The organism is Bacillus sp. FSL H8-0545 (assembly GCF_038006105.1).
Taxonomy (GTDB): domain Bacteria; phylum Bacillota; class Bacilli; order Bacillales; family Bacillaceae_G; genus Bacillus_A; species Bacillus_A cereus_U.
Map to the genome: position 1 here is coordinate 2324121 of NZ_JBBOUO010000001.1, position 24371 is coordinate 2348491.

Here is a 24371-nt window from a genome sequence, read left to right on the forward strand (position 1 = left end):
CCTTTTTAAATAGAATAGGAGTAAACCAAATGACGAAAAACTTGCAGTTATCAGCCGAAGAGATGCGTCAGTTAGGATATCAAGCGGTTGACTTGATTGTTGATCATATGAATCATTTAAAAAGTAAACCAGTTTCGGAAACGATTGATAGTAATATTTTTAGAGACAAGCTAATTGAAACGATTCCAGAAAACGGATCCAATCCAAAAGAGTTACTTCATTTTCTTAATAACAATGTGTTTAATCAAATTACTCATGTGGATCATCCTCATTTTATGGCTTTTGTGCCAGGTCCTAATAATTATGTTGGTGTAGTAGCAGATTTTTTAGCAAGTGGGTTTAATGTATTTCCTACAGCTTGGATAGTAGGTGCAGGTGCTGAACAAATTGAATTAACGACAATCAACTGGTTAAAATCAATGCTAGGATTCCCTGATTCAGCTGAAGGGCTATTTGTCAGTGGCGGTTCCATGGCTAATTTGACTGCACTTACTGTAGCGAGACAGGTCAAGCTGAATAATGACATAGAAAATGCGGTTGTGTATTTTTCTAACCAAACTCATTTTTCTGTAGATCGAGCACTTAAAGTATTAGGTTTTAAACATCATCAAATTTGCCGAATTGAAACAGATGAAGATTTAAGAATTTCAGTTAGTACTTTAAAAAAGCAAATAAAAGAAGATCGATTAAAAGGGAAAAAACCATTCTGTGTTATCGCTAATGCAGGGACAACGAATTGCGGGGCGGTTGATTCCCTCGATGAATTGGCTGATCTTTGTAATGATGAAGACATATGGCTGCACGCGGATGGGGCTTATGGGGCTGCAGCAATTCTCAGTGAAAAAGGAAGGGAGTTGTTAAGCGGAATACATCGTGCCGATTCTTTGACGTTAGACCCGCACAAATGGCTTTTTCAGCCTTATGATGTTGGTTGTGTACTTATTCGAAATAGCCAATATTTAAGTAATACGTTCCGTATGATCCCAGAGTATATTAAGGATACGGAAACTAATATAGAAGAGAAAGTGAATTTTGGGGAGCGTGGAATTGAACTTTCTCGTAGATTTAGGGCATTAAAAGTATGGCTTTCTTTTAAAGTATTTGGAGTCACAGCTTTTCGCGAGGCAATTGATCATGGCATTATGTTGGCTGAACAAGTTGAAGAGTTTTTAAGGAAAGAAAAAGATTGGGAAGTGGTAACACCTGCCCAGTTAGGAATTGTTACTTTTCGTTATATTCCTTGTGAGCTAACATCTACAGATACAATTCATGAAATAAACAAAAAACTGGTGGAAGAAATTAATCAAAGAGGATTTGCTATGCTAAGTACGACTATATTAAAAGAAAAAGTAGTAATTCGACTTTGCTCTATCAACCCGAGGACAACAATAGAAGAAATACTTCAAATCATGATGAGCATTAAGGCGTTGGCAGAGGAAATAAACACATCGCCTAAACATCTTATATCTGTTTCTCAACCTTGATATATTAGGTGGATTTTACATATTAGTAGCCGATTCTAAATGAGAATCGGCTACTATACTATTTAAGAGTGTTTTTCTTGTAAAGGGATTAAGCCTCAACCTTAGAGACTCTTTTGAAACCAGTCTTTACTGCTTGTACCATTTCGTTCACAGCGTAAATAGATACATCGGCATTTGGATTTAATCCTTCAAACCAGTGATAGGCATTTGGATATAAATGAAATTCGACATCAACACCAGCTTGCGCTAGTTTGCTTACATAGGTTAATGTTTCACTGCGGAATGGATCTAATTGACCAACAAATGTGTAAGTATATGGCAAATCACTATAATCCTCTGCTCGAGAAGGCGCTGCATAGGCAGGGATTTGATCTGTTCCATACATTTCTCCTAAATACATTTTCCAACCAGCTTCATTTGCCTTTTGATTCCAAACAAATCCTTCTTTAATTTCATTCGCTGAAGGTGTATTATTTCGGTCATCAATCATTGGATAGAGTGGCATTTGTAAACAAATTGAAGGATATTTTCGATCTCGGGCTAATAATGATAATGCTGCTGTTAGTCCACCGCCAGCACTTACTCCTGCAACCCCAATTCGATTCGAATCAATGTTTAATGACTTTGCATTATCAGCAATCCATTTTAAAGCTGAATAACAATCCTCAATTGATGCTGGGTAAGGGTGTTCAGGTGCTAAGCGGTAGTCTACAGACACGACCACACAGCCAGCTTCTTTTGCAAACCTCATACAAGTATCATCGTTATCATCTATAGACCCTAAGATATAACCACCACCATGCATCCATAATAAGACAGGTAAAGGTTCATTATTTGATTTTGGACGATAAATTCTTAATGGTAACGGATTATCATCAGGTCCAACAATGACTTCATCTGTTAACGAAAGGGATTCATCAACAACGGTAGGTGGTCTCATTTGAGCTATTCCTTCTCTGATTGATTGCAAGTTTTCCGGGCGTAAATCGAGATCTGGAAACATCTCTAACCCTTGTAATAACTCTGGATTTACTCTTGTTTTCATTTTAGCACCTCTATTTGTAATTGTTTTCGAATAAATGAAGTGTATTCTAAGTAGTTTAATTGTGAAAAAACATCACAATTAAATTGTAAATTGGATATGTCTTAGTAGTCAACAGAATATTCGGAAATTAAAACCTTTCTCAAGAAGGAGTTTCATGCAGCCAGTAATACAAGTGGTTGATTTAGGAGTAAAGTGTTTTCATGTCGTTGTAGTTATTTACACTTAGTTTTCTAATTGAACCAAGAGGTGATCCGTTTTATTTTAATGACATATTGCAAGGGATACCTGTTCGAATTCATACTCGGAAAGGATTAATACATTTTCATTCCTTAATATATAATTCAGGGAAATACTCATGGGCAGGCATTAATATAGGAGAACAGTACAAATTAAAATAACTGTTTAAAAAAATTCCTTTTATTTGGCTAGAAAAGGAGTAGATTCTTTTTTCTTATCTAGACTCATGAAGAAGTATGAAAATCAGAATTTATAATTCAAAAGCCAGCTTAAAGTAATTGCAATAATTACTTTGGATAGTAATCTTAAAAAAATAAAAAAAAAGAGAAGAACTCACCAAGGTTCTTCTCTTTTTTATGTGTAATTAGGGTATCCATAACTGTAGATATGGATAGTGTAAATTAATGGATGAATAATTTACTCTTTAAATTATAACAGAACAAATAAAGAATTTTATATGTAATATTGCATAAGAAGGGTAAACAACAATAATTTCTTTTCATAAAAATAAGCCACTGGTGAAAATGATGAGTAACCCTTTTCCATATGAAATGAACTTGGTATAAAATGAAAGATTACAAGTATAAGATTCTATACTTAGTAATCTCTCACTTTAAGGCATATCTTTGGGTAAGTGAGGGGAGTTCAATCGATTCTGAATAAAATTGATAGTATCAGTTGCAATTTTTTTACGTTTAAGAACAATCCCGGCATGTCCACATGTATAAATATATCTTGTAGGTCTTTCCCAGGATTCCCACAAATAGTCCGTATCCTCAGAGTGCACATATAGATCGTGCTTACCTGAAATTAATAAAATATTTTCTTTTTTTACTTTTGGTAACGCTTGACTCGGTTCAGTGATTTTCCAATAATCTATTAATTCATCATACGTTACACCATGGTGTTCCAAGTCTTCTCTAATAAATCTACCTGGATTTGTCTTCCAAATTGAATAAGAAAGTCGATTTGCGTAGAAAATGGATGCTAATACATCAATCTCTGATTCAACAAGAGCTGTTAGGTTAGTAATAACCCCACCTAAACTGATTCCTATTAAAATCAAGGGGCCATTATTATTTGCTTTAATCCATTTAATCAAAGCTCGTAAATCAGCTACCGCTTGTCTAGTGGCTTGTACAGTTCGTTCAATATTGGCACTTACCATGTACTCTCCACTGAATAAGGATTGGTTGGGTTTTCTTTCAAAATGATAGGGTAGAGTGAAATAATACATATTCCACTTCAAGTTGGTCATATGGTCGTGAAATATTTTTTTTACACGTTCGTTAGAATCCATTCTCCAACCATGAACAAAGATGACATGAGGTGCATCTGCATTTTTATGTAAAAATAATTCCCCAGTTACAGAGTCGTTGCGTGAATCACCAGATTGAACCGAGCTTTTATATTTGAATTGTCCAACCATGTATTCCTTTTCCTGTTTTGAATGCTTAATGTTAAAATGAATATCAGATGGTTTTACTTTATAAAAAAATTCTATGTCCTTTATATCTAGTGAGGTGTTAGAAAGAGAAGTATACTGAAACTCTACACTTCTTTTTTTGTGCAAATCATACAAGGCGTATCGATCAATGAGTTTTGAAAAAATCAAATTAACCTCCTCCAAAATACATATTGTTTAAAACATAGACAAAATTTATGTTTTATTTATGCTGTAAATTAATTATAAAATATTCTCTTTTCCTAATATTAGGTGCTTAAATTACAAAAATAGGTAATAAATTTGTATATTATATTATAAAGCTAGCAATAAAATAAAACCATAAATAATTTATACTAAAATCTAAAAAGCAAGTTAATATTCTCATTCATATAAGAGAACATTAACCTGCTTATTTTCGTATCAAAAGGTACACCTTTTGAAGTGACGTAATTTATATGAAAGACAATGTGTCAATTTGTATATTTAATACAGTGATAGTTACCATAATTTTCGAAGCCTATAGTTAATTAACCTTACAATATACGTCTTTTTGGTATATAAATAGCTATATTCATTAGAGAAAGAGTTTTAATCCTTCATGAGAATCTTTAAAACCTAATTTCTTATAAAAGTGTAAAGCTTCTTGTCGTTCTTTATCTGTTGTTAACTGTACTAAATGACATCCCCGTAATTTAGCACGTTGAATAGCCCATTTAATAAGTTTACTTCCTATACCTTTACCACGTTTTGATGAGGCTGTCCGTACACCCTCAATTGTAGCTCTCCAACCCCCTTGACGTACAATGTAAGGCGTAAATGTAATTTGTTGAATACCGACAATCTCCGTCCCATCACACGCTACAATCAACTCGTTATTTGGATCACAATCAATAGCATGAAATGCTCTTATATAACTATCAGGGAGTGGTGTTTCATAGCGCTCTCTTTTATTTCCTAAAACATCATCAGCAAGCATTTTTACAATTTCATCTAAATCATCTGCCGTTGCAATCCTAAATGTTATAGTTTCTATCACTATCAAAAAACCTCCTTAATGTATGCACTTGTTACTTTTATTTTACTTGTTTAAATACAAAAGGTTAAATTATAAAATATTATGAGTCTCTATAACTTTTTCTTATAGATAGCATAAAAGCCTAACTTATAAAATTATAATTTAGGCTTTTTAACGCAATATTATTATTAGAAAATCCGACCAACTTCAATAAACCTCCATATTCTTTAATGAATTTTCATATTTAACAAGCACACATAGAACCATTCAAATAGGGTGGTTTTTATTTGTTGTATAGAAATTACGTAATAAGCATGGATTTGTATGCTCTCATTCAATGCTATCTAAAGCCATAACTTCCTTGCCAATATTCAAAAACGATTACGTTTTTGAATATGTGTTCCGGTCTTTCTTGACCAGGTCAATGAATAACTACACATAAACTCCTTATATCTCTAGATAAACTACCGATTAGCTCCATATAGACTCTAGATAACCTATATAGAATACAAGTTATCAAGGAGGTAAGAAAAAATGAACTTTATGAAACGAGCAATTCTCAGTATGAAAAAAAGAGTAGGAACATCATTAATTTTGATGGCAGTTTTCCTAATTGTTACAAATTTAGTGTTGGCAGGATTCACAATCCAAAATGCATCAAAAAAAGCTGCTGATGCAGCAAGAAAAAAACTCGGTGCAGATGTTACTTTAAGTCTTGATTTTGACAAATTAGGTCAACAAGCTAGGGAAACTGGAGAGATGCCTAATCCACCGAAGCTTAATACAAAAGAAGCAGATCAATTAGCGAAGTCAAAGTATGTAAAAGACTATAATTACATAACTAGCACTCTCGGAATTTCTGACGGACTTAAACTAGTAGGAGCTTCAGAAGGAGAAGAAGAAGGAAAAGGTAAGGCGGGAATGACGGCTGTACGAGGCGGTTCAGGCTCCGGTACAGAAATAGATATGAATTCTTCTTTTATGATTGAGGGAGTTCGCAAAACTGCATTACAAGAAAGCTTTAAGAATGGAAAAAGTAAAATCATTGATGGGAAACCAATTACAGAACAGATGAAAGATCAGAATGTAGCTTTAATGGAAAAACGATTAGCGGAATTAAACAACTTGAAAGTAGGAGATAAAGTTAAAGTTCAATCAGGGGATAAGAAGGAAACTCTTGAAATTGAAATTATCGGTATTTACGAAACGAATGAGCAACCAATGGGGCAAAATCCCCCTCCTATGATGAATCCAGCTAATAAACTATATATGCCTCACTCTACTTTAAAAAAATTAGAAACAGATGAAGGTACTCGTAGTAGTATTCAAGTTGTGTACTTATTGAACGATCCACAAGACATTGATGCATTTAAAAAAGAAGCAAAAAAATCTGATATTGATTTTAATTATTTTAAGTTAGATGCACATGATTCATTATACAAACAAATGATTAGGCCTATCGAAAATATCGCTTCTACTTCTCAAATGATTATCTATATGGTATCTATTGCAGGTGCGATTATCTTAGGATTAATCATTATGTTATCGATTAAAGCACGTCGTAAGGAAATGGGGATTTTATTGTCCATTGGAGAGAAAAAATGGAAACTGATGGCGCAGTTCGTAGTAGAAGTAGTATGTATTGCTATTTTAGCATTTGGATTATCCGTAACAACAGGAGCTAAAGTTTCTCAATACATAGGGGATAATTTACTTTCGAGTGAAATTGCTACAGCAAGCGAAGAAACAGACACCCCACAAAATGGTAGTGTAATGGTGGCTGGACCTGGTGGTAGTCTACAAGACCAAAAAGAAGAGCCGATTGATAAAATTGATGTAAGTGTAACAGGAGCAGATGTAGGAAAAATGGGGGGGATTGGACTAGCTATTGCTATATTAGCAACGCTTCTTCCAGCATTATCTATTCTACGTTTAAATCCAAAACAAATTCTTTTAAAAGATGAATAAGGAGGCTCGATATGGAAACGATTTTACAATTTAAAAATGTGGACTATTATTATGAAAGTAATGGGAAAAATGTAGCGATACTAGATAATGTTAATTTTTCTTTTCAAAAAGGGCATTTCTACACGATTTTAGGACCATCTGGATCTGGTAAAACCACAACTCTGAGCTTAGGTTGTGGACTGGATGTCCCTAAAAATGGTTATGTACTGTATAATGGTAAAGATATTCGAAAAATTGGTTTGGATCGATACCGTAATCAAAATGTATCTGTAATTTTCCAATCTTATAATTTGATTACCTATATGACTGCTCTTCAAAACGTCCTAACAGCAATGGAAATTACAGGTGTTAAAGTGCAAAATAAAAAGGCAAGGGCATTAGAATTATTAGAGAAGGTAGGACTCACAGAAGTAGAAGCGAAACGTAACGTTCTGCAACTAAGTGGCGGGCAACAACAGCGTGTAGCAATTGCTCGAGCGTTATCTTGTAATGTTGATTTACTTATTGCGGATGAGCCAACAGGAAACCTCGACGAAGAAACGGCAATGGATATAATAGAACTGTTTCAAGAACTTGCACATAAAGAAAATAAATGTATTATTGTTGTGACGCACTCACAGGAAGTTGCTAAAAAATCAGATCGTGCAGTTTATTTAAGTAAGAAGAAGTTGGTAGTAAACGAAATCTAATATAAACACCCTAACTTTTTAATTCACATAATTTTCGAAAATCAGTTTCTTCAAATGTTTTTATTTGATATATAATAAAGCCAAGCCATAATCAAAATGGTCTCCCTGCTTTGAATGTTAAGATAGTTTGTTGTTCCCTTTTTAACAATATTTGAAAAAGAACTTGTAGGATTTTCTACAGGTTCTTTTTGTTATGATCGGTTAACTATATCATTGAGGAATCACATATGAAAAACGGAACATTACCTAGATGTATGATCTAAATACTGGCCCGTTCAACTGATTATCTGTATAGTTATTGAAGAATTAAACCTACAATCATAATTAAACTAAATACTATCATCCAACCAAACGCACAATAGCCGAAAATTCTAATCCATTTAGGTAATTGATTCATGTTAACATTGTTTGTGGGAACTCCTTGCATAAAAAACATCATTTTTTGATCTCTATCCCTATTATTTTGTTGTTCATACATAATATCATCACCCTTCTAGAACGATTGTGTATAGATCAGCCTGAAGATAACTAAGCATAGAATATTCGACAATTATAGTGAGTTAATCTGTTTTCCAGTGCTGCATACTAAATTTCAAAAAACTAAAATTTGATTACTCAAAAGCTATATATACTAAAGTATTTGCTCATTTAAAACATAGTAAACCTTTTAACAAGAGATGCTTATTATTTGGTATTGAATAATTTAAATACATTCAATAATACTTCTTAGCGTATAGATACGTATATGTCTTTCAAACTATATGTGCCGTAAAGTAGGAGCAGCTTACATTCATGACTATTATTATTTATTCGTTACTTTTAAAGCATCTAACACTATTTTGGTTGCGTCTGCAATAAGTTTATCATCGTGTTTCGCATCCTCTTTAGCATGATTAGAAAGTATCGCAAGAATAATTGGCTTTTTATTTGGTGGCCAAATGATTGCGATATCATTCCTTGTTCCATAAGACCCAGATCCAGTCTTATCGGCTACTTCCCATTCTCCTGGAACTCCAGCACGAATTAAGTTGTCCCCCGTAGTATTTCTTTTCATCAAATCTATTAAAAAGTTCTGTTTCTCAGTTGAAAGTATATCACCTAGCGCGTATGTTTGAAGACTAGTAGCCAATGCCTTTGGGGTACTAGTATCATGAGTGTCTCCTGGTTGCACTTCGTTTAATTCTGGTTCAAAACGTTCAGGATTTGTGACAGTATCTCCTATTTCTCTCAGTGTTTTTTTGAATTCACTTGGCCCACCTAATTGTTTAAGAATAAGATTTTGTGCAGTATTATCGCTATATCGAATGGAAGCATCCGCAAGCTCTTTCAGAGTCATACCTGTATCTACATATTTTTCAGTAATTGGATTGTAATTCACAAGATCTTTGCTAGTATATTTAATTCTTTGATCTAAATCTTCTATTGATTTCTTTTGTAACAGTGCTCCAACAGCAAGGGCTTTGTGGGTAGATGCGTATGCAAACCGTTCATCTGAACGATAAGTAACAGTTTGATTCGTACCTGTGTCCAATGCATAAATACCAAGTTTAGCATCATATTCTTTTTCCAGCTTTACAAAAGAATGATTACTTGTATTTTCTTGTTTGGTTTGTTTCGGTGGTTCGGATTGAATATTACTATTGGAACAACCTATAAGCGTTACACATGAAAGTAATACTGCAGGTAACATCTTTTTATAATGCGAAATGTGAAAAAACTTCTTTGAAACTATCATACATTTTCAACCTCTTTCAAGAATTTATGGATTTTGTATAGGTATTTTACATGCCGATACAATTAACAAATGTACAGGATAGCACTCCTCTTGTATTTCTTGCATTACAAAATGAGAGAACTACCAAAAACACCTTTTTTATACGTAATAGACAATCTAAGTAACACATTTGTTCCATTTATGATTAAGGTTTTGAATATATCCATTAATTTTATAAGAATCACAAAATCCTCCTTTTTTGAACTCTACTTAATTTTATGTGGATTTAGATTGAGTTTCCCTCGTAACGGGAATATCAATTGGATGGCGCATATATAACAACCTCGTTTCGGATAGAATAGGTAATAACAACTACTGATTTCATTTTAAGTGAGGTGTTATAAGATACATACGACAAAACAAAAAAGATTTGTGGTGCAAAGTATAACTACATTTAGTCTACTAATAACGACTATTTTCACACCCATGCTTATTTACATTGTTTATGGATTACAGATTTCGAAAGGCTTTGAGGGATACTGGCCATCAATCTTGTTTTATACAACTTATATGACGGGTGTGTTTATCTGGATACCTATTGTGAATAAGGCTGGGATTCACCGCTCCTTATATTGGGCTGTTTCTATTCTGATAGTATCATTACTTAGTGTTACTTTCTTTGGATGGAGTTCAAGATGGCTAGAAATAAGTGCGTTAGTTTCTGGTTTTGCAGTTAGTACAATTTCTACCATGACGAGTACTTTATTGTTTCTACATGTGGAAGGCGGGGGAAAGATTTATAATAAAAATCAACAAGCGATTATTATTGGTATCGTTTTTCTTTTACTAATAAGCGTATTGTTAGCGATTAGTTTTCTATCGCCGCCGCTGATAACATGCATATATGGGATTTGTTTAATCAGTATCCTTTTTGCTATAAAAATGATGCCGAGAACGGAGTTAGCCAAAGGGTTTTTACCTATCTCCATCGTATCGGTAGTAGGAAAGTTTCTTTTTGTCTCAATGCTTATTCTTTTGATACGAACAAGTCGTAACATAAATAATGAACAATATATTTTCTGTTTTTTTCTACTCTCTATAGCGCTTATTTGTTTCATGTTTTTGAGTTTGTTGAAAGGAAAGTTCTTTCATAAACTTTCATCTTCTTTACCAATCCGATTAAAGGCAGAATCATTTTTACTTGGATTAGGAAATGGATATTTATTTTTGATAGGTATTTTTTATAGTTTTACTTTCTATAACATGTTAACCTGTATTTTCATTGTAGTTGGCCCATACCTATTAGGGATTTTGATGTCCATATTTTTAGATATCAAAGCTGCTAAGAAAGTTAATCCAATCCATTTGTTTTTAGTATGTACTTTAATCATGATATTCGGGTTTTATTCTCCACTATTTATAGTCCTTAGCGTTACATTTGGGAGCTATGCCATCAATAGTATTTCTTCTCAAAATAATATGAAAGTATATATGGTGAATGCTACACATAGAGAGCTTTCTTTACTCATTTACACAACATGGAGAAATATGGGGAATATATTTTTACAATTTTTTATATTGATTGTGATTGTGGGAGTAGGGGTGTTTTACGATGTCGAATGGTCACAACTTTTCCAAACAATTGTTGGGAAGGGTCAAATGCAGATTGAAGGGTTATCCGTACAACGATTGATGTTTATGTTAGCAATTTGCTGTTGGCTTGGCATGGTGGGCTTAGGTATGTGGATTGGTAAAAAAGCTAATCCCAATATTGCTTAAAAAGTAACTCGAAAAATACCGGTACTAAAAAATGGAGTATCACAAATATCTGATTGTAGCTTTTAGTTTGTCCACGATCTATGTAACATAAGTTGGATGGTAAAAATAAGGAGCTTAAAAAAACGAAAAGTCACCCTATTGATTCTTAATAAGTTTATACTTACTACAAAAACAAACAAACTCGTCCTACTAAGAGGGGAGTTTGTTTGTTGTTTGTTTAGATAATGGAATGTTCATGCAAAATTGTACACTATGTTCCATATTTTTTATAGAATATTTTATATCTAGCGTTTCGAAAATTTGTTTAACAATATATAAACCTAAACCACTTCCTCCAGTATTTCGATTCCTTGATTTTTCAATTCGATAAAATGGTTTGAAAATTTGTTGTATATCCTCTTCTTTAATATTGACACCTGTATTTATAATTTGCATTTTGATTTGACCTTGTTTAGAATCCTCACTTAACTTTATATAGACTTTTTCATTATGTGGTGAATACATAACCGCATTATGGATAATATTTTTACATGTTTTTTCAAAAAGAACACGATCTGTATAAACAGAAAGATCAGAATCAATTTCTTTTATTATTTGGATGCTTTTTTGAGAAGCAAAAAATTCGAGATCTTTTGTGATTGTATCTATTAACTTCGAAAGATTAACTTCTTCTACTTTTAGTTTAAAGGTGTGTTGTTCTAATTTGGACATGCTTAAAATTTCACGAACTAATTGTTCCATACTTTCAATAATTTGATGATTTTTCTTTAAATATTGATCACGATTTTGATAAGGGCCAATATTGTATATCATCCCTTCTAAGTATCCTTTCATTACAGTAAGAGGGGTCTTTAATTCATGTGCTACAATCGCAAAAAACTCTCTGCGTTTTGTTTCTATTTCTCGTTCTTTTTCAATATCATTTTTTAATTGTTGATTTGCTTTTTTTAAATCAAACATAGCTTGTTGTAAGTTAATAGACATGTCATTCAAACTATTAGATAATTCTCCTAACTCATCTGTAGAGCGAACCTCAATTTTTTCAGAGAAATCTAAATTTGCCATCTTTTGTGCACCTTCATTAATATAAATAAGTGGTTTTGTAATAAACCTGGAATAGAAATAAGCACTCCCTACACCAATTACGAGTACAATGATACTAATATAGGGGAGAAAGCGTACTAAAACCTGTGAAGCTTCATCAATTGGTTGAAATGTAGCAAAGACTATAAGCGTTAAACTACCATCTTGGAATTGAATTGGTTGCGTAACGTTATATGAATTGCTAAGGGTACCTGCATTCTCGAACCGTGTCGCTCTAGTAACTACTGTTGTTTGCGAACCACTTTGAGTAAAAGAAAATGAAGGAGAGTATTTAATTATTCCCTCATTATTTTGAAGATAAAGCATCGCATTATTTTTCTTTGCGTATTCATCAAAAAGTGGTATCGCATCTTGAAACGTAAGATCTTTAGACTTATCAATTATTTCTTTTATCCCTGTTTGAAGTTGATCTGTTTTGTATTGCTCATAAAACGTAGGGAGAAAGAAGTATAAAGTTAAATAAATTAATACTGCAAAGGATAACAAAATGAGAGAGGTAGTCATAAAGAGTTTATAAGTAATTTGCTTCATCTTCATGATTTTCACAATACTATTCATCAATTTTATAACCAATACCCTTTATTGTTTTAATATAAGGGATAGCTAACTTTTTACGTAGGTTTTTAATATGTGTATCAATTATTCGTGTTTCTCCAAAATAATCGTACCCCCAAACTTTTTCTACGATATTTTCTCTTGTGAGTACTTTTCTCTCATTTTGAAATAGTAGTTGTAGAATTTCAAATTCTTTTGTCGTTAATAAAATTTCAACGTCATTTACATATACTCTATATGCATCAACATCGATACGCATTTCTTTAAATACCAAATGATTATTTACATTTTTATCATAACTTCTTCTAAGTACAGCTTCGACTCGTCTAATCAAAACATGAAACGAAAAGGGTTTTGTTATATAATCATCGATTCCAAGATCAAACCCTTTCATTTGATCTTCTTCCTCTTCTAACGCAGTTAGCATAATAATTGGTACGTTTGACTGACTTCGAATCATCTTGGATACTTCAAATCCATTAAGATTGGGCATCATTACATCTAGAAGAATTAAATCAAAGGATTGCTTATTAAATTGTGTCATACCCTCTAATCCATCTGATGCGACTACCACTGTATACTGTTGTGTCATTAAAAATTGTTTAATTAATTCCTGAATTTCTTGATCGTCTTCTACCACGAGAATATGATAGTTTTTCATAATATCACCTCTGGTAGTCATTATAGCCTTACTATCTGGAGTTTATGTGGAGATGAATAGGACGTATATCTTGTTAGCTCTACGTTCAAGATTGTGTGTTATCAACTAATAAGTATTAATAGCCACATTACTTTTTTACGGATAAATAATTGTATGCTTAAAAAAATACTCATCGTATAAAAAGATGAGCGATTAATATTTACAAAAAACTAATGTATAATAATGTAAAATACATGTAATTTCTTAAATTGTATGAAAATATATTTTCGCTTCTTTACCAGAAGGGGAAATAGGAAATGAATTTCAATAAAAAAGCTACCGAAATAGTAGAGCGCGTACCACAAACTTTGGAGTTTTTTTATCTAGTTTCTGTTTAATCGTTAATCACCTACATAACAATTCTCCGGCTAAACCAAAAGTTTAAAGTGGGGGTATTTATATAATGTGAGAAAGGTTGTGAAATGATTTGAGGGGTTATAAAGCAATGCTATTTGATTTAGATGATACGTTACTTGATAGGGATATGGCAGTAGATAAATTGTTCTCCATTATTTTAGAGAAGTTTTATGAGGATGTTAAGCAACATGCAGTAAAAAACATTATGTTACAGAAATTCAAAGAATATGATAAAAAAAGCTATGGTCACAGTGATAAAGTAATGGTTTTGGAATCATTTTTTAATGAATTCCCATCGAAATATAGATTACCACGCAATAGCATTCAAGATTTTTGGAATAATAATTTTCCTAAATGTTTTTCTATAAACCAAAGTACTATTAATATTATAAATACTATAAAGTTGCATGTTAAAGTTGGAATTATAACAAATGGATCAACTCAGAGACAAAAAGCTAAAATAATTAACACGAATTTGAATCGTCATTTTGATACAATCATTATTTCTGAAGAAACGGGATTTAGTAAACCTGACAAACGCATATTTGAATTCGCATTAAAGAAGCTAAATGTGCAACCAGAAGATGTACTATTTGTTGGAGATGACTTAGAAAAGGATATTGCTGGTTGTCAAAATGTAAATATAAAGGGCATATGGTTTAACCCTCATATGATCACGAATACTACCGAAATAAAACCATATGCCGAGATTAATACCTTGGATAGTTTGTTAAGTTATGTCACTCCACAATATTTTTATAACAAGTAAAAACAATTTGGAGAGATGAATTTTCAAAAATATTTAAAAGATAGATTATCCTTAATTTCATTGACCGTATGAGAAGTATAAAACTATATTTATATTTGTAGTTAAGATAAAAGAATCCATTTTCATGATGTAATACGTATCACTCAAGTAAGGGCTAAATGGTATAGAGGGAATTTTGAGCCATGATCAATATGAAGAGCTGCAAAGCATGTTTACTACATGATGTGTAAATTATAGAGGAGTGAGACTATGGAATTAGAAAAAATAGTAACCGGCGGAATAAATATTGCTGTCGTAAGAAACGATACGTTAGTAATATCTGATGTTCAATCTGCATTAGATCTTTTGGCGACAGTTCAATATGAAGTAGATTCAAAGCGTATTATTATCCATAAATCATTAATAAGTGAAAGTTTCTTTGACTTAAAAACAGGTCTTGCGGGTGAAATTCTTCAAAAGTTTATAAATTACAAGGTAAAGATTGCTATCGTTGGGGATTTTTCTATGTACGCTAGTGAAAGCTTAAAAGACCTCATTTATGAATGTAATAATGGAAATGATATTTTTTATTTAGCAACTGAACAACAAGCAATTGAAAAGTTAAGCTCATTGAAGTAAATGATATAAAGTGTATTTCGAAAGAGGCATCCGTTATGGTGTCTCTTATTTGTATTCTGATACAAAGATGTTTTCAAAATTTGTACCGGTACAGTAATTGTAAATGTACATGGATACAGTACCTCATAAAATTTACAATCAGCATATATTAGTTTAACTTATAATTTTTAAGGGGTGCTGAATATGACAAGTTTACAACATCAACTTTTTACAAGATTGAACCTTGAAAAACGTACTGAAGTAAAATTTGAAGAATTAAGTACAATACTCTTTGCATTTGCGCATACAATACCGTTTGAGAATTTAGATGTTATAGTAGGTAATACAAATGAAATTTCAAAAGAGAACTTACAGAAGAAAATATTAACAAGTTCGCGTGGCGGGCTTTGTTATGAATTAAATACTCTTTTCTACTATTTTTTAAAAGACTGTGGTTTTAATGCTCAGCTAGCATTAGGAACAGTTTATAAAAATGATATTAATGCATGGGCACTTGAGGACGGACATATTACTATTAATATAAATTTTGATAATGAAACCTATTTAATTGATGTAGGGATTGCTTCGTTGGTACCTCTTGTTCTAGTTCCGTTTTCTGGGCAACCGGTTTCTTCTAAAAACGGCATGTACCGTGTGAGACGGAAAGATACAAGCAAAGGAAACTATGTTTTAGAAAGAATGGATGTTGATGAAGAGTGGAAAGTCTGTCATGCTTTTTATAATCATGTTATTGATGAGTCAATTGTAAATGAGGTTCAAAAAAAGGTGATAGAAGATGAGAAGTCTATTTTCAATAAAGGGTCGATTGCAGTAAAGTTGACCGATTCTGGTCATGTTTCCTTAACGAATACTAGTTTAACTGAAATTATTTACGGAGAAAAAAGTAAGCGTGAAATTACAGGGAATCAATATAGAGAACTATTACATTCACTTTTTAATATTGAACTATGAAAAAGTGAATAGCCGACTCCTATTTGGAATCGGCTATTTTGTTATTTCGAGCCAAGTAGATTCCGTTCTCAATTTAAAGTTTGATTTTCTTAATAGATATAATACACTAGAACAGTATAAAAAATATATAAAATGAATATTGAATGTAGAGGAAGATTATTATGTCAGTCATCGATAAATTGAAACTTAATAAGTATACGAATATGGTGGTTATTAACGAACCGAACGATTATGAAGTGTTTGGAGATAAACCAACTACATTTTCTAAAGAGCATGATGCTGTTTTTATTTTTGTAGAAACGCTTGATGAGATGGTAGAGCATACAAATTTCATTATTAAAAATGAAGAGTTGTTACTTGAGAAAGGTTATGTGTTTTTTGCATATCCGAAAAAAGGTAATGCTCGTTACAGTACTTTTATTCATCGTGATGAAATGTTTCCAGCGTTAAATGTTGGAGAAGATGGATATGTGGGAAATAGTGAGATTAAATTTGCGCGAATGGTAAGTATGGATGACGTTTTTACTGTTGTTGGTTTAAAGCGTGAAAAGAAAAAAGTGAAGAAAACGCCTGCTGCAAGTCAATGTGTTGCTGATTATGCAGATCGTATTCAAGATGTGGAAGCATTATTGGCTAATCATCCGACTGAACTTAAATTTTATCAAAGTTTAACTCCTGGCTATCAAAAAGATTGGGCACGAAATTTATTTTCTGTAAAACAAGAAAAAACACGTGAAAAACGTCTTGAGAAAATGATTGAAATCCTTTCACAAGGCTATAAAACAATTGAATTATTCCGTCAGAAGAAAAAATAACGATTAGGAACGTCACAATGATGCAACAATTAATTGGGATGAGTACATTGAAAAAAGGAATCCTTACATTATACTAAAGGATGTTCTTATATTTTTATATTATGCAAAAGAGAAAAGGTGTTTGAAATGAAATCGTATATTGTTGTTGGATCTGGAATTTTAGGGGCATCTACTGCCTATCATCTTGCTAAGGCCGGTGCAAATGTAACAATTGTTGATCGTCAAGAGTTAGGTCAAGCAACTGATGCAGCAGCGGGTATTGTATGCCCATGGCTTTCACAGCGTCGTAATAAAGCTTGGTATAAAATCGCTAAAGGCGGTGCACGTTACTATTCTTCTTTAATTCAGCAATTAGAAGATGATGGTGAAACGGATACAGGTTACAACCGTGTAGGTGCAATTAGTTTACATACTGACGAGAAAAAGCTAGATCAAATGGAAGAGCGAGCTTATAAACGACGTGAAGATGCGCCAGAGATTGGTGAAATTACGCGCTTATCAGCTGAAGAAACGAAAAAATTATTCCCGGCATTATCAGAAGAATATAGTTCTGTTCATATTAGCGGAGCTGCTAGAGTAAATGGAAGGTCATTACGCAATGCACTAGTAAGCGCTGCGAAAAAACATGGTGCTACTTTCGTAAAAGGAAATGCAATCTTAATTCATGAAAATAATCATGTTACTGGTGTTAAAGTAAACGAAAAAACACTTCTAGCAGAAAAGGTTATTGTAACTGCAGGAGCATGGGCGAACGAAATATTAAATTCATTAGGCGTTAATTTCTTAGTTACGTTCCAAAAAGCTCAAATAGTTCATTTACATATGGAAAATACAAATACAGAAAACTGGCCAGTTGTTATGCCGCCAAACGATCAATATATTTTGACTTTTGATGACGGTCAAGTCGTAATCGGTGCAACACATGAAAACGATACTGGATTTGACCACCGTGTAACTGCAGGTGGTTTACATGAAGTATTCCATAAAGCGTTAACAGTAGCACCTGGTTTAGAAGATGGTACAATGGTTGAAACAAGAGTTGGCTTTAGACCGTTTACACCAGGGTTCTTACCTGTTATTGGACCACTACCTAATTTTGAAGGCATACTCATTGCGAACGGATTAGGTGCTTCAGGATTAACAGCAGGTCCATACTTAGGATCAGAACTTGCTAAACTTGCGTTAGGGCAACCGATTGAATTAGATTTAAATGATTATGATGTTGCTGGGGCAATGGAATAGTAATAAACAAAAAGATTAGGAGTGATTTCCTAATCTTTTTGTCATGTTATTTGGGAGTAACTAAGTATTTGGGGAGGTAGGAGTTCTTTTAAACAGGTACCACCACATCGCTATCAAGCTAAGAAAATAGATAACCCACAAAACGAAAAATTTTTGCCTTTTATAGCAACGAAGTGCATTTTTATCGTTTGAGGTATTAGAGAAGAAAGATGGATTTGTTCAATATAGAGGCGAAAATACATATCAGAAATATAAACAATAGCCTCAAAAACTGGAGGCTATTCAATTTCACAATCTATTATGAGCAATTACAATAGGTACGCTCTTTAAAGTCTGTCCCATCGCTGAATCCGTAAAATGATGAATAACATCAAACCCCTCAACTTGATGGATATTAGCGAACCGTTTCACAAATGAAATTAAAGCGATAGGCGGGATCCCAATTAAAGTTTTTTAAACCTAATTGGACTTACCATTAAGAGAGCGAGGATTAATGTAATCCATGCATTGCTATATGAAAACAATCCCATACCAGCCAATGGTAATCCAGCAGCTGGAATAGGTAATCCCTTAAAATATCCAATGGTTGGTTTTACACTAAATTTAGCTAATCTTAAAGCACCCATCGTTGGGAAAAGGATAAATGCCAAAGAAGTTAAAATAGATGGTGTTGCTATCGAATGAAATAAAAGTGCAGGAGCAACTCCGAAACTAACAATATCAGCTAAGGAATCCAATTGTATACCAAACTCACTGTTCACTTTTAATTTTCTCGCAATTCTTCCATCAAGGAGATCTAAAACAGCTGAAAAGAAAATAAAAATGGAGGCTACTTCCAAATAGTCACTCATATTCATGGTAATTGAAAAAACACCGCACAATAAATTTCCAATCGTAAATAAATTGGGTACAGCTTTTACTATCTGATTGAACAAGGTTGTCCCCCCTAAGTTGATCAAACTTCACATTTATGTAGCATTTTCTATATATTCTTCCGTTATTCTTGAAAATATATGACCACTGTATGCTAAGTAAATTTCGACAAGAGAAAAGCCGATTTCCTGTACGTTATGTTGGTTTATAAACATGTTTAATCAAAGGTAAGTCTATTACTGCTGATTTACCTAATATAAAAAGCCCGTTTTTGAAAAAAAGAGTTATCAAAATAGGCTCTAAACATATTTTATAGAATCACTTTTTATAAAATATGTTTGATTATTTTCGGTACGCATTGTTGAACATTAGCACCCGATAGTTGAAGTGCCGAGTAGTCAAGCATTTTCCTCCGGTTGGTGGATAAGACCAACCACTCCTGTTTTAAATGTATTGGTTTTTATAAGTTTAAGATTGATCTTGTCCGTAATTTCTTTAAATAAAGGTAGTCCACTGCCTAAGACTACAGGAAACATATTAATCCGATATTCATCAATCAAGTCAAGTAGTTTACGAAATTTTGGTTTTCCGCCAGAAAAGATTAGTTAGATATCTTAATTATATAGTGGAACAAGATCGTCGTTTTATCAAGAAATATGTGCGTTCTATTTTGGGATTTAAGTCCTATAAAACAACATCTACACCCTAAAAGTTTCATCATACCTTCATATAGTCATAAAATTAATCTGTGGTCGAAAATACGTAAAGAGCTGCTAGAATGAATTACTGAGAATACGAAGAATAAAGGAGAGAAACGGAGTAAAAACTAAAAAAATTAGATAAGGAAAATGGAGAGATGAATTAAATGTTAAAGATCATTAAACATTTAAAACCATTTGTTACTTCCATCATTGCAGTTGTATGTCTTTTAACTGTGCAGGCAGTATGCGATCTATCACTGCCAGACTATATGTCTAACATTGTCAATGTAGGGATTCAACAAAAAGGTGTAGAAAATGCAGTACCTGAGGTTATTCGTAAAAGTGAAATGGATAAACTTACGCTCTTTATGAATGAAAATGAGAAGAAAAAAGTAGCTGACAACTATGCGCTTTTAGATAAGAACAACCTCTCTCAAAGTGAACTAAAAAATGACTTAAAAGATTATCCACAGCTTGATAAAGAGCCGCTTTATAAGCTACATACAGAAGATAAAAATATAATTAACGAACTTAACAATATCTTTGGGAAACCAATGTTAATTACACAAGGAATTGAAAAAGGAGGCGCATCTGCTTTCCCTCCTGCTGCGACGGGTGACAACAAAACACCAGCGAAGCTTCCGCCAAATACAGATCCTTTTGCAATCATTGCGAAACTTCCTCAAGATCAAATCAATGCAATGAAAGAAAAGGCAGATGAAAAGTTTAAGAATATGCCAGGCAGCATGGTAACACAATCAGCCGTTTCATTCATTGAGAATGAGTATAAAAAGATCGGTATCAATATAGATAAGCTTCAATCTAATTTCATTCTTACTTCCGGCGGGAAAATGCTGCTTTTATCCTTAGTAAGTATGGCAGCTACCGTTATCGTGAGTTTACTTGCTGCAAAAGTAGCTGCTGGACTCGGCAGAGACCTTAGAAAGAAAGTATTCCGGAAAGTTACAAACTTCTCGAATGCGGAGTTTGATAAGTTTTCCACTGCATCTCTAATCACAAGAAGTACAAATGATATCCAACAAGTTCAAACACTTATGGTTATGATGCTTCGCATTGTATTCTATGCACCAATTTTAGGTATCGGCGGCATTATTAAAGTACTTACTACAGACCTTTCAATGGGATGGATTATCGCAGTTGCGGTAATCGCGATTTTAAGTCTAGTCATTGGTTTATTTAGCATCGCGATTCCTAGGTTTAAGCGTATCCAAAAGTTAGTAGATAAAATTAACTTAATCACTCGTGAATCTTTAACAGGTATGCTCGTTATTCGTGCTTTTAATAATCAAAAACATGAAGAAAAGAAATTTGAAAAAGGAAATCAAGATTTAACAAACACAAATTTATTTGTAAGCCGTTTAATGTCATTTATGATGCCAATGATGATGTTTATCATGAATGCCGTTACTGTACTTATTATTTGGGTTGGATCACACCAAGTGGATATGGGACATATGCAAGTTGGTGATTTAATGGCATTTATGCAATATACAATGCAAATCATCATGGCCTTCTTAATGATTTCAATGGTATCTATTATGGTTCCACGTGCTTCAGTTTCCGCACAACGTATCGCAGAAGTTTTAGATACTGACATTACCATTAGTGATGTAAAAGAGCCGAAAACATTTGCTTCAGACAAGAAAGGTTACGTTGAATTTAAAAATGTTGGCTTTAGATATCCAGGTGCAGAAGAAGATGTGCTTTCCAATATCACCTTTACTGCAAAACCTGGTGAAACGACAGCTTTCATCGGAAGTACAGGTAGTGGTAAATCAACATTAATCAACTTAATTCCACGATTTTACGATGTCACAAGCGGCCAAATATTAATAGATGGCACGGATATTAGAGAAGTATCTCAGAAGGAATTAAGAGAGAAAATTGGTTATGTACCGCAAAAAGGAGTTCTATTCTCAGGTACAATCGAGAGTAATTTGAAATACGGTAAGAAAGAAGCAACTGAAGAAGAACTCGCAAAAGCGGCAGAAATCGCGCAAGCTATGGAGTTTATTAACGAAAAACCTGAAAGCTTCCGTACAGAAATATCACAAGGTGGTACGAACGTTTCCGGTGGTCAAAAACAAAGACTTTCTATTGCACGTGCTCTTACGAAAAAATCGGAAATCTTCATATTCGATGATAGTTTCTCAGCTCTTGACTTTAAGACAGACGCAGCATTGCGCAGAGCTTTAAACAATGAGATTACAGGAAGTACTGTTTTACTTATTGCCCAAAGAATCAGCACAATCATGAATGCCGATAAGATCATTGTACTTGACGAAGGAAAAATAGTTGGAACTGGTACTCATGAAGAGCTTATGGAAAACTGTGAAGTTTATAAGCAAATTGCTTTATCACAACTTTCAAGAGAGGAGTTGTCATCATGAGTGATAAAAAAATAGAAAATAGAAAACAAGGCGGTCCTGGCGGTGGCGGTCCTATGGGCGGCGGCATGAGAAAGATTGAGAAGGCAAAAAACTTCAAAGGAACGATGAATAAACTCCTTCAATACTTGAAGCCCTATAAATTATCAATCTTAGTCGTTATCCTTTTCGCAATCGGTAGTGCAGCCTTTACAATCGTTGGTCCAAAAATTTTAGGAAATGCGACAACAAAACTTTTCGAAGGACTCGTAAGCAAAGTATCAGGAGCACCCGGTGCGGCCATTGACTTTACCTATATCGGAAACATTGTCATTTTACTTCTTGGATTATATATACTGAGCACTGTGTTTGGTATTATCCAGGGGTACATTATTTCTGGAGTAGCTCAAAAAGTATCTTATAACTTCAGAAAAGAAATCGACGAAAAAATTAATCGTATGCCGCTGAATTACTTTGATAAAACAACGCACGGCGAAGTATTATCGAGAATTACAAATGACATAGATACGGTGAGCCAAACGTTAAACCAAAGTATGTCGCAAATCATCACATCCGTTATTACAATCATCGGTGTACTTATCATGATGTTATCAATCAGCTGGCAAATGACATTAGTGGCGCTTTTAATATTGCCAGTATCGATGATTCTCATCATGGCAGTCGTAAAACGATCACAAAAATACTTCAAATCCCAGCAAGAATATTTAGGACACGTAAACGGTCAGGTCGAAGAAATTTATAGTGGTCACAATATCGTAAAAGCCTTTAACAAAGAAGAAGAAGAAGTAAAAAAATTCGAAAAGGTAAATGATACCCTTTACCACTCCGCATGGAAATCTCAATTTTTATCTGGAATGATGATGCCGATTATGACATTTATCGGTAATATCGGTTACGTCGCTGTATCCATTTTAGGCGGATGGCTTGCGGTAAAGAGAACCATCGCAGTTGGAGACATTTTAGCCTTTGTGCAATATGTTAGAAGCTTTACGCAACCAATCGCTCAAGTAGCGCAAATCGCGAACGTACTTCAATCCACTGCAGCTGCTGCAGAAAGAGTCTTCGAATTTTTAGAAGAAGAAGAGGAAGTGCCAGAAGCAGAAAATCCAGTGAAGCTGCAAAAAGTTCAAGGAGAAGTTACCTTCCAAGATGTTCAATTTGGATACAATCCAGATAAGATCATCATCAATAATTTCTCATCTAACATTAAACCTGGACAAAAAGTAGCAATCGTCGGACCAACCGGAGCTGGTAAAACAACGATTGTAAAACTGTTAATGCGTTTCTATGACATAAATAGCGGTGCAATATGTATCGACGGTCACGATATAAAAGACTTCACGCGAGAAGACCTACGCAACATGTTTGGTATGGTACTGCAAGACACTTGGCTATTTAACGGCTCCATCATGGAAAATATACGTTACGGTAGACTCGATGCTACAGACGAAGAAGTAATTGAAGCAGCGAAAGCAGCTCACGTTCACAGTTTCGTAAAAACATTACCAAATAAATATCAAATGGAACTAAACGAAGAAGCAAGCAACGTATCCCAAGGACAAAAGCAACTACTAACAATTGCCCGCGCCCTTATTGCGGATCCGAAAATATTAATACTCGATGAAGCAACAAGCTCCATTGACACTCGTACAGAAGTACTGATTCAAAAAGCGATGGAAAACCTTATGGAAGGTAGAACAAGCTTCATTATCGCTCATAGATTATCAACAATACGTGATGCAGATTTAATCCTTGTCATGAGAGATGGGGATATTGTAGAACAAGGTAATCATGAAGAGTTATTGGAAGCTGATGGTTTTTATGCTTCGCTTTATAATAGTCAGTTTGAAGGTGCGGATGCTTCTTGAGTTAGGTGTCCCGAAAGTCCATTTAAATGACT

Annotated in this window: 19 protein-coding genes and 1 pseudogene; 12 read left to right on the top strand and 8 right to left on the bottom strand. The window is 33.6% G+C overall.

Going from position 1 to position 24371, the window contains the following annotated elements; all coding sequences use genetic code 11:
- The first annotated feature begins 29 nt into the window (after window positions 1-29).
- The gene (locus tag MHI07_RS12090; RefSeq protein WP_002161664.1) at window positions 30-1484 is read left to right on the top strand and encodes a pyridoxal phosphate-dependent decarboxylase family protein; all 1455 of its coding nucleotides are present in this window, start codon (window positions 30-32) and stop codon (window positions 1482-1484) included.
- An 88-nt stretch (window positions 1485-1572) separates the two neighbouring features.
- On the opposite strand, the gene MHI07_RS12095 is transcribed toward MHI07_RS12090, so the two are convergent.
- The 3 genes from MHI07_RS12095 to MHI07_RS12105 all read right to left on the bottom strand — a co-directional run bounded on the left by MHI07_RS12095 (window position 1573) and on the right by MHI07_RS12105 (window position 5249).
- Window positions 1573-2529: an alpha/beta hydrolase gene (locus tag MHI07_RS12095; protein WP_340823992.1), complete on the bottom strand. Its 957-nt coding sequence runs from the start codon at window positions 2527-2529 to the stop codon at window positions 1573-1575.
- 850 nt (window positions 2530-3379) lie between these two features.
- The gene (locus tag MHI07_RS12100) at window positions 3380-4381 is read right to left on the bottom strand and encodes an alpha/beta hydrolase (protein WP_340823994.1); all 1002 of its coding nucleotides are present in this window, start codon (window positions 4379-4381) and stop codon (window positions 3380-3382) included.
- A gap of 406 nt (window positions 4382-4787) precedes the next feature.
- Window positions 4788-5249, bottom strand: coding sequence for a GNAT family N-acetyltransferase (locus MHI07_RS12105; RefSeq protein ID WP_002013294.1), 462 nt, complete (start codon window positions 5247-5249; stop codon window positions 4788-4790).
- A gap of 513 nt (window positions 5250-5762) precedes the next feature.
- Here MHI07_RS12105 and MHI07_RS12110 point away from each other — a divergent pair.
- Window positions 5763-7196 (top strand): ABC transporter permease, encoded by a 1434-nt coding sequence (locus tag MHI07_RS12110; protein ID WP_340823998.1) that lies wholly within the window; start codon window positions 5763-5765, stop codon window positions 7194-7196.
- Between the two features lie 11 nt (window positions 7197-7207).
- Complete coding sequence (locus MHI07_RS12115) at window positions 7208-7885, top strand: ABC transporter ATP-binding protein (protein WP_002161658.1); 678 nt, start codon at window positions 7208-7210, stop codon at window positions 7883-7885.
- A gap of 295 nt (window positions 7886-8180) precedes the next feature.
- Here MHI07_RS12115 and MHI07_RS12120 read toward each other — a convergent pair whose 3' ends face one another.
- Both MHI07_RS12120 and bla read right to left on the bottom strand, forming a co-directional pair.
- A complete protein-coding gene (locus MHI07_RS12120; RefSeq protein ID WP_002161657.1) occupies window positions 8181-8363 on the bottom strand; it encodes a hypothetical protein in 183 nt (60 codons plus the stop codon).
- A 324-nt stretch (window positions 8364-8687) separates the two neighbouring features.
- A complete protein-coding gene (gene bla / locus MHI07_RS12125; RefSeq protein WP_002161656.1) occupies window positions 8688-9620 on the bottom strand; it encodes a class A beta-lactamase in 933 nt (310 codons plus the stop codon).
- Window positions 9621-10085: 465 nt separating this feature from the next.
- Between bla and MHI07_RS12130 the strand changes: the two genes are divergently transcribed.
- Entirely contained in the window at window positions 10086-11378 is a 1293-nt protein-coding gene (locus MHI07_RS12130; protein WP_340826898.1) for a hypothetical protein, read from the top strand.
- A gap of 189 nt (window positions 11379-11567) precedes the next feature.
- Here MHI07_RS12130 and MHI07_RS12135 read toward each other — a convergent pair whose 3' ends face one another.
- Together MHI07_RS12135 and MHI07_RS12140 are read right to left on the bottom strand one after the other, a co-directional pair.
- Complete coding sequence (locus MHI07_RS12135; RefSeq protein ID WP_215581849.1) at window positions 11568-13040, bottom strand: sensor histidine kinase; 1473 nt, start codon at window positions 13038-13040, stop codon at window positions 11568-11570.
- Window positions 13033-13698, bottom strand: coding sequence for a response regulator transcription factor (locus tag MHI07_RS12140; protein WP_340824002.1), 666 nt, complete (start codon window positions 13696-13698; stop codon window positions 13033-13035). The genes MHI07_RS12135 and MHI07_RS12140 overlap by 8 nt, the downstream gene beginning before the upstream one ends.
- Before the next feature lie 484 nt (window positions 13699-14182).
- On the opposite strand from MHI07_RS12140, the gene MHI07_RS12145 reads away from it, so the two are divergent.
- From MHI07_RS12145 to MHI07_RS12165, 5 genes are all read left to right on the top strand, one after another.
- Window positions 14183-14863 (top strand): HAD family hydrolase, encoded by a 681-nt coding sequence (locus tag MHI07_RS12145; protein WP_340824003.1) that lies wholly within the window; start codon window positions 14183-14185, stop codon window positions 14861-14863.
- Window positions 14864-15112: 249 nt separating this feature from the next.
- Window positions 15113-15481: a DUF4180 domain-containing protein gene (locus MHI07_RS12150; RefSeq protein WP_215581852.1), complete on the top strand. Its 369-nt coding sequence runs from the start codon at window positions 15113-15115 to the stop codon at window positions 15479-15481.
- Window positions 15482-15664: 183 nt separating this feature from the next.
- Window positions 15665-16432 (top strand): arylamine N-acetyltransferase family protein, encoded by a 768-nt coding sequence (locus tag MHI07_RS12155; protein WP_340824005.1) that lies wholly within the window; start codon window positions 15665-15667, stop codon window positions 16430-16432.
- Window positions 16433-16593: 161 nt separating this feature from the next.
- Window positions 16594-17247, top strand: coding sequence for a YdeI/OmpD-associated family protein (locus tag MHI07_RS12160; RefSeq protein ID WP_199659446.1), 654 nt, complete (start codon window positions 16594-16596; stop codon window positions 17245-17247).
- Window positions 17248-17373: 126 nt separating this feature from the next.
- Window positions 17374-18489, top strand: coding sequence for an NAD(P)/FAD-dependent oxidoreductase (locus MHI07_RS12165; protein ID WP_215581857.1), 1116 nt, complete (start codon window positions 17374-17376; stop codon window positions 18487-18489).
- 443 nt (window positions 18490-18932) lie between these two features.
- Here MHI07_RS12165 and pssA read toward each other — a convergent pair whose 3' ends face one another.
- Window positions 18933-19424 (bottom strand): CDP-diacylglycerol--serine O-phosphatidyltransferase, encoded by a 492-nt coding sequence (pssA, locus tag MHI07_RS12170; RefSeq protein WP_215581859.1) that lies wholly within the window; start codon window positions 19422-19424, stop codon window positions 18933-18935.
- A gap of 530 nt (window positions 19425-19954) precedes the next feature.
- On the opposite strand from pssA, the pseudogene MHI07_RS12175 reads away from it, so the two are divergent.
- From MHI07_RS12175 to MHI07_RS12185, 3 genes and pseudogenes are all read left to right on the top strand, one after another.
- Window positions 19955-20065: pseudogene (locus MHI07_RS12175) on the top strand (IS6 family transposase); the annotation flags it as partial.
- A gap of 162 nt (window positions 20066-20227) precedes the next feature.
- The gene (locus MHI07_RS12180) at window positions 20228-22474 is read left to right on the top strand and encodes an ABC transporter ATP-binding protein (protein WP_002200375.1); all 2247 of its coding nucleotides are present in this window, start codon (window positions 20228-20230) and stop codon (window positions 22472-22474) included.
- Complete coding sequence (locus MHI07_RS12185; protein WP_340824014.1) at window positions 22471-24339, top strand: ABC transporter ATP-binding protein; 1869 nt, start codon at window positions 22471-22473, stop codon at window positions 24337-24339. The genes MHI07_RS12180 and MHI07_RS12185 overlap by 4 nt, the downstream gene beginning before the upstream one ends.
- Window positions 24340-24371 lie beyond the last annotated feature (32 nt).

Coding starts and splice junctions, on each gene's coding strand:
- MHI07_RS12090 (WP_002161664.1), top strand. CDS start 30: ATGACGAAAAACTTGCAGTTATCAGCCGAAGAGATGCGTCAGTTAGGA.
- MHI07_RS12095 (WP_340823992.1), bottom strand. CDS start 2,529: ATGAAAACAAGAGTAAATCCAGAGTTATTACAAGGGTTAGAGATGTTT.
- MHI07_RS12110 (WP_340823998.1), top strand. CDS start 5,763: ATGAACTTTATGAAACGAGCAATTCTCAGTATGAAAAAAAGAGTAGGA.
- MHI07_RS12115 (WP_002161658.1), top strand. CDS start 7,208: ATGGAAACGATTTTACAATTTAAAAATGTGGACTATTATTATGAAAGT.
- MHI07_RS12120 (WP_002161657.1), bottom strand. CDS start 8,363: ATGTATGAACAACAAAATAATAGGGATAGAGATCAAAAAATGATGTTT.
- bla (WP_002161656.1), bottom strand. CDS start 9,620: ATGATAGTTTCAAAGAAGTTTTTTCACATTTCGCATTATAAAAAGATG.
- MHI07_RS12130 (WP_340826898.1), top strand. CDS start 10,086: ATGCTTATTTACATTGTTTATGGATTACAGATTTCGAAAGGCTTTGAG.
- MHI07_RS12135 (WP_215581849.1), bottom strand. CDS start 13,040: ATGAATAGTATTGTGAAAATCATGAAGATGAAGCAAATTACTTATAAA.
- MHI07_RS12140 (WP_340824002.1), bottom strand. CDS start 13,698: ATGAAAAACTATCATATTCTCGTGGTAGAAGACGATCAAGAAATTCAG.
- MHI07_RS12145 (WP_340824003.1), top strand. CDS start 14,183: ATGCTATTTGATTTAGATGATACGTTACTTGATAGGGATATGGCAGTA.
- MHI07_RS12150 (WP_215581852.1), top strand. CDS start 15,113: ATGGAATTAGAAAAAATAGTAACCGGCGGAATAAATATTGCTGTCGTA.
- MHI07_RS12155 (WP_340824005.1), top strand. CDS start 15,665: ATGACAAGTTTACAACATCAACTTTTTACAAGATTGAACCTTGAAAAA.
- MHI07_RS12160 (WP_199659446.1), top strand. CDS start 16,594: ATGTCAGTCATCGATAAATTGAAACTTAATAAGTATACGAATATGGTG.
- MHI07_RS12165 (WP_215581857.1), top strand. CDS start 17,374: ATGAAATCGTATATTGTTGTTGGATCTGGAATTTTAGGGGCATCTACT.
- MHI07_RS12180 (WP_002200375.1), top strand. CDS start 20,228: ATGTTAAAGATCATTAAACATTTAAAACCATTTGTTACTTCCATCATT.
- MHI07_RS12185 (WP_340824014.1), top strand. CDS start 22,471: ATGAGTGATAAAAAAATAGAAAATAGAAAACAAGGCGGTCCTGGCGGT.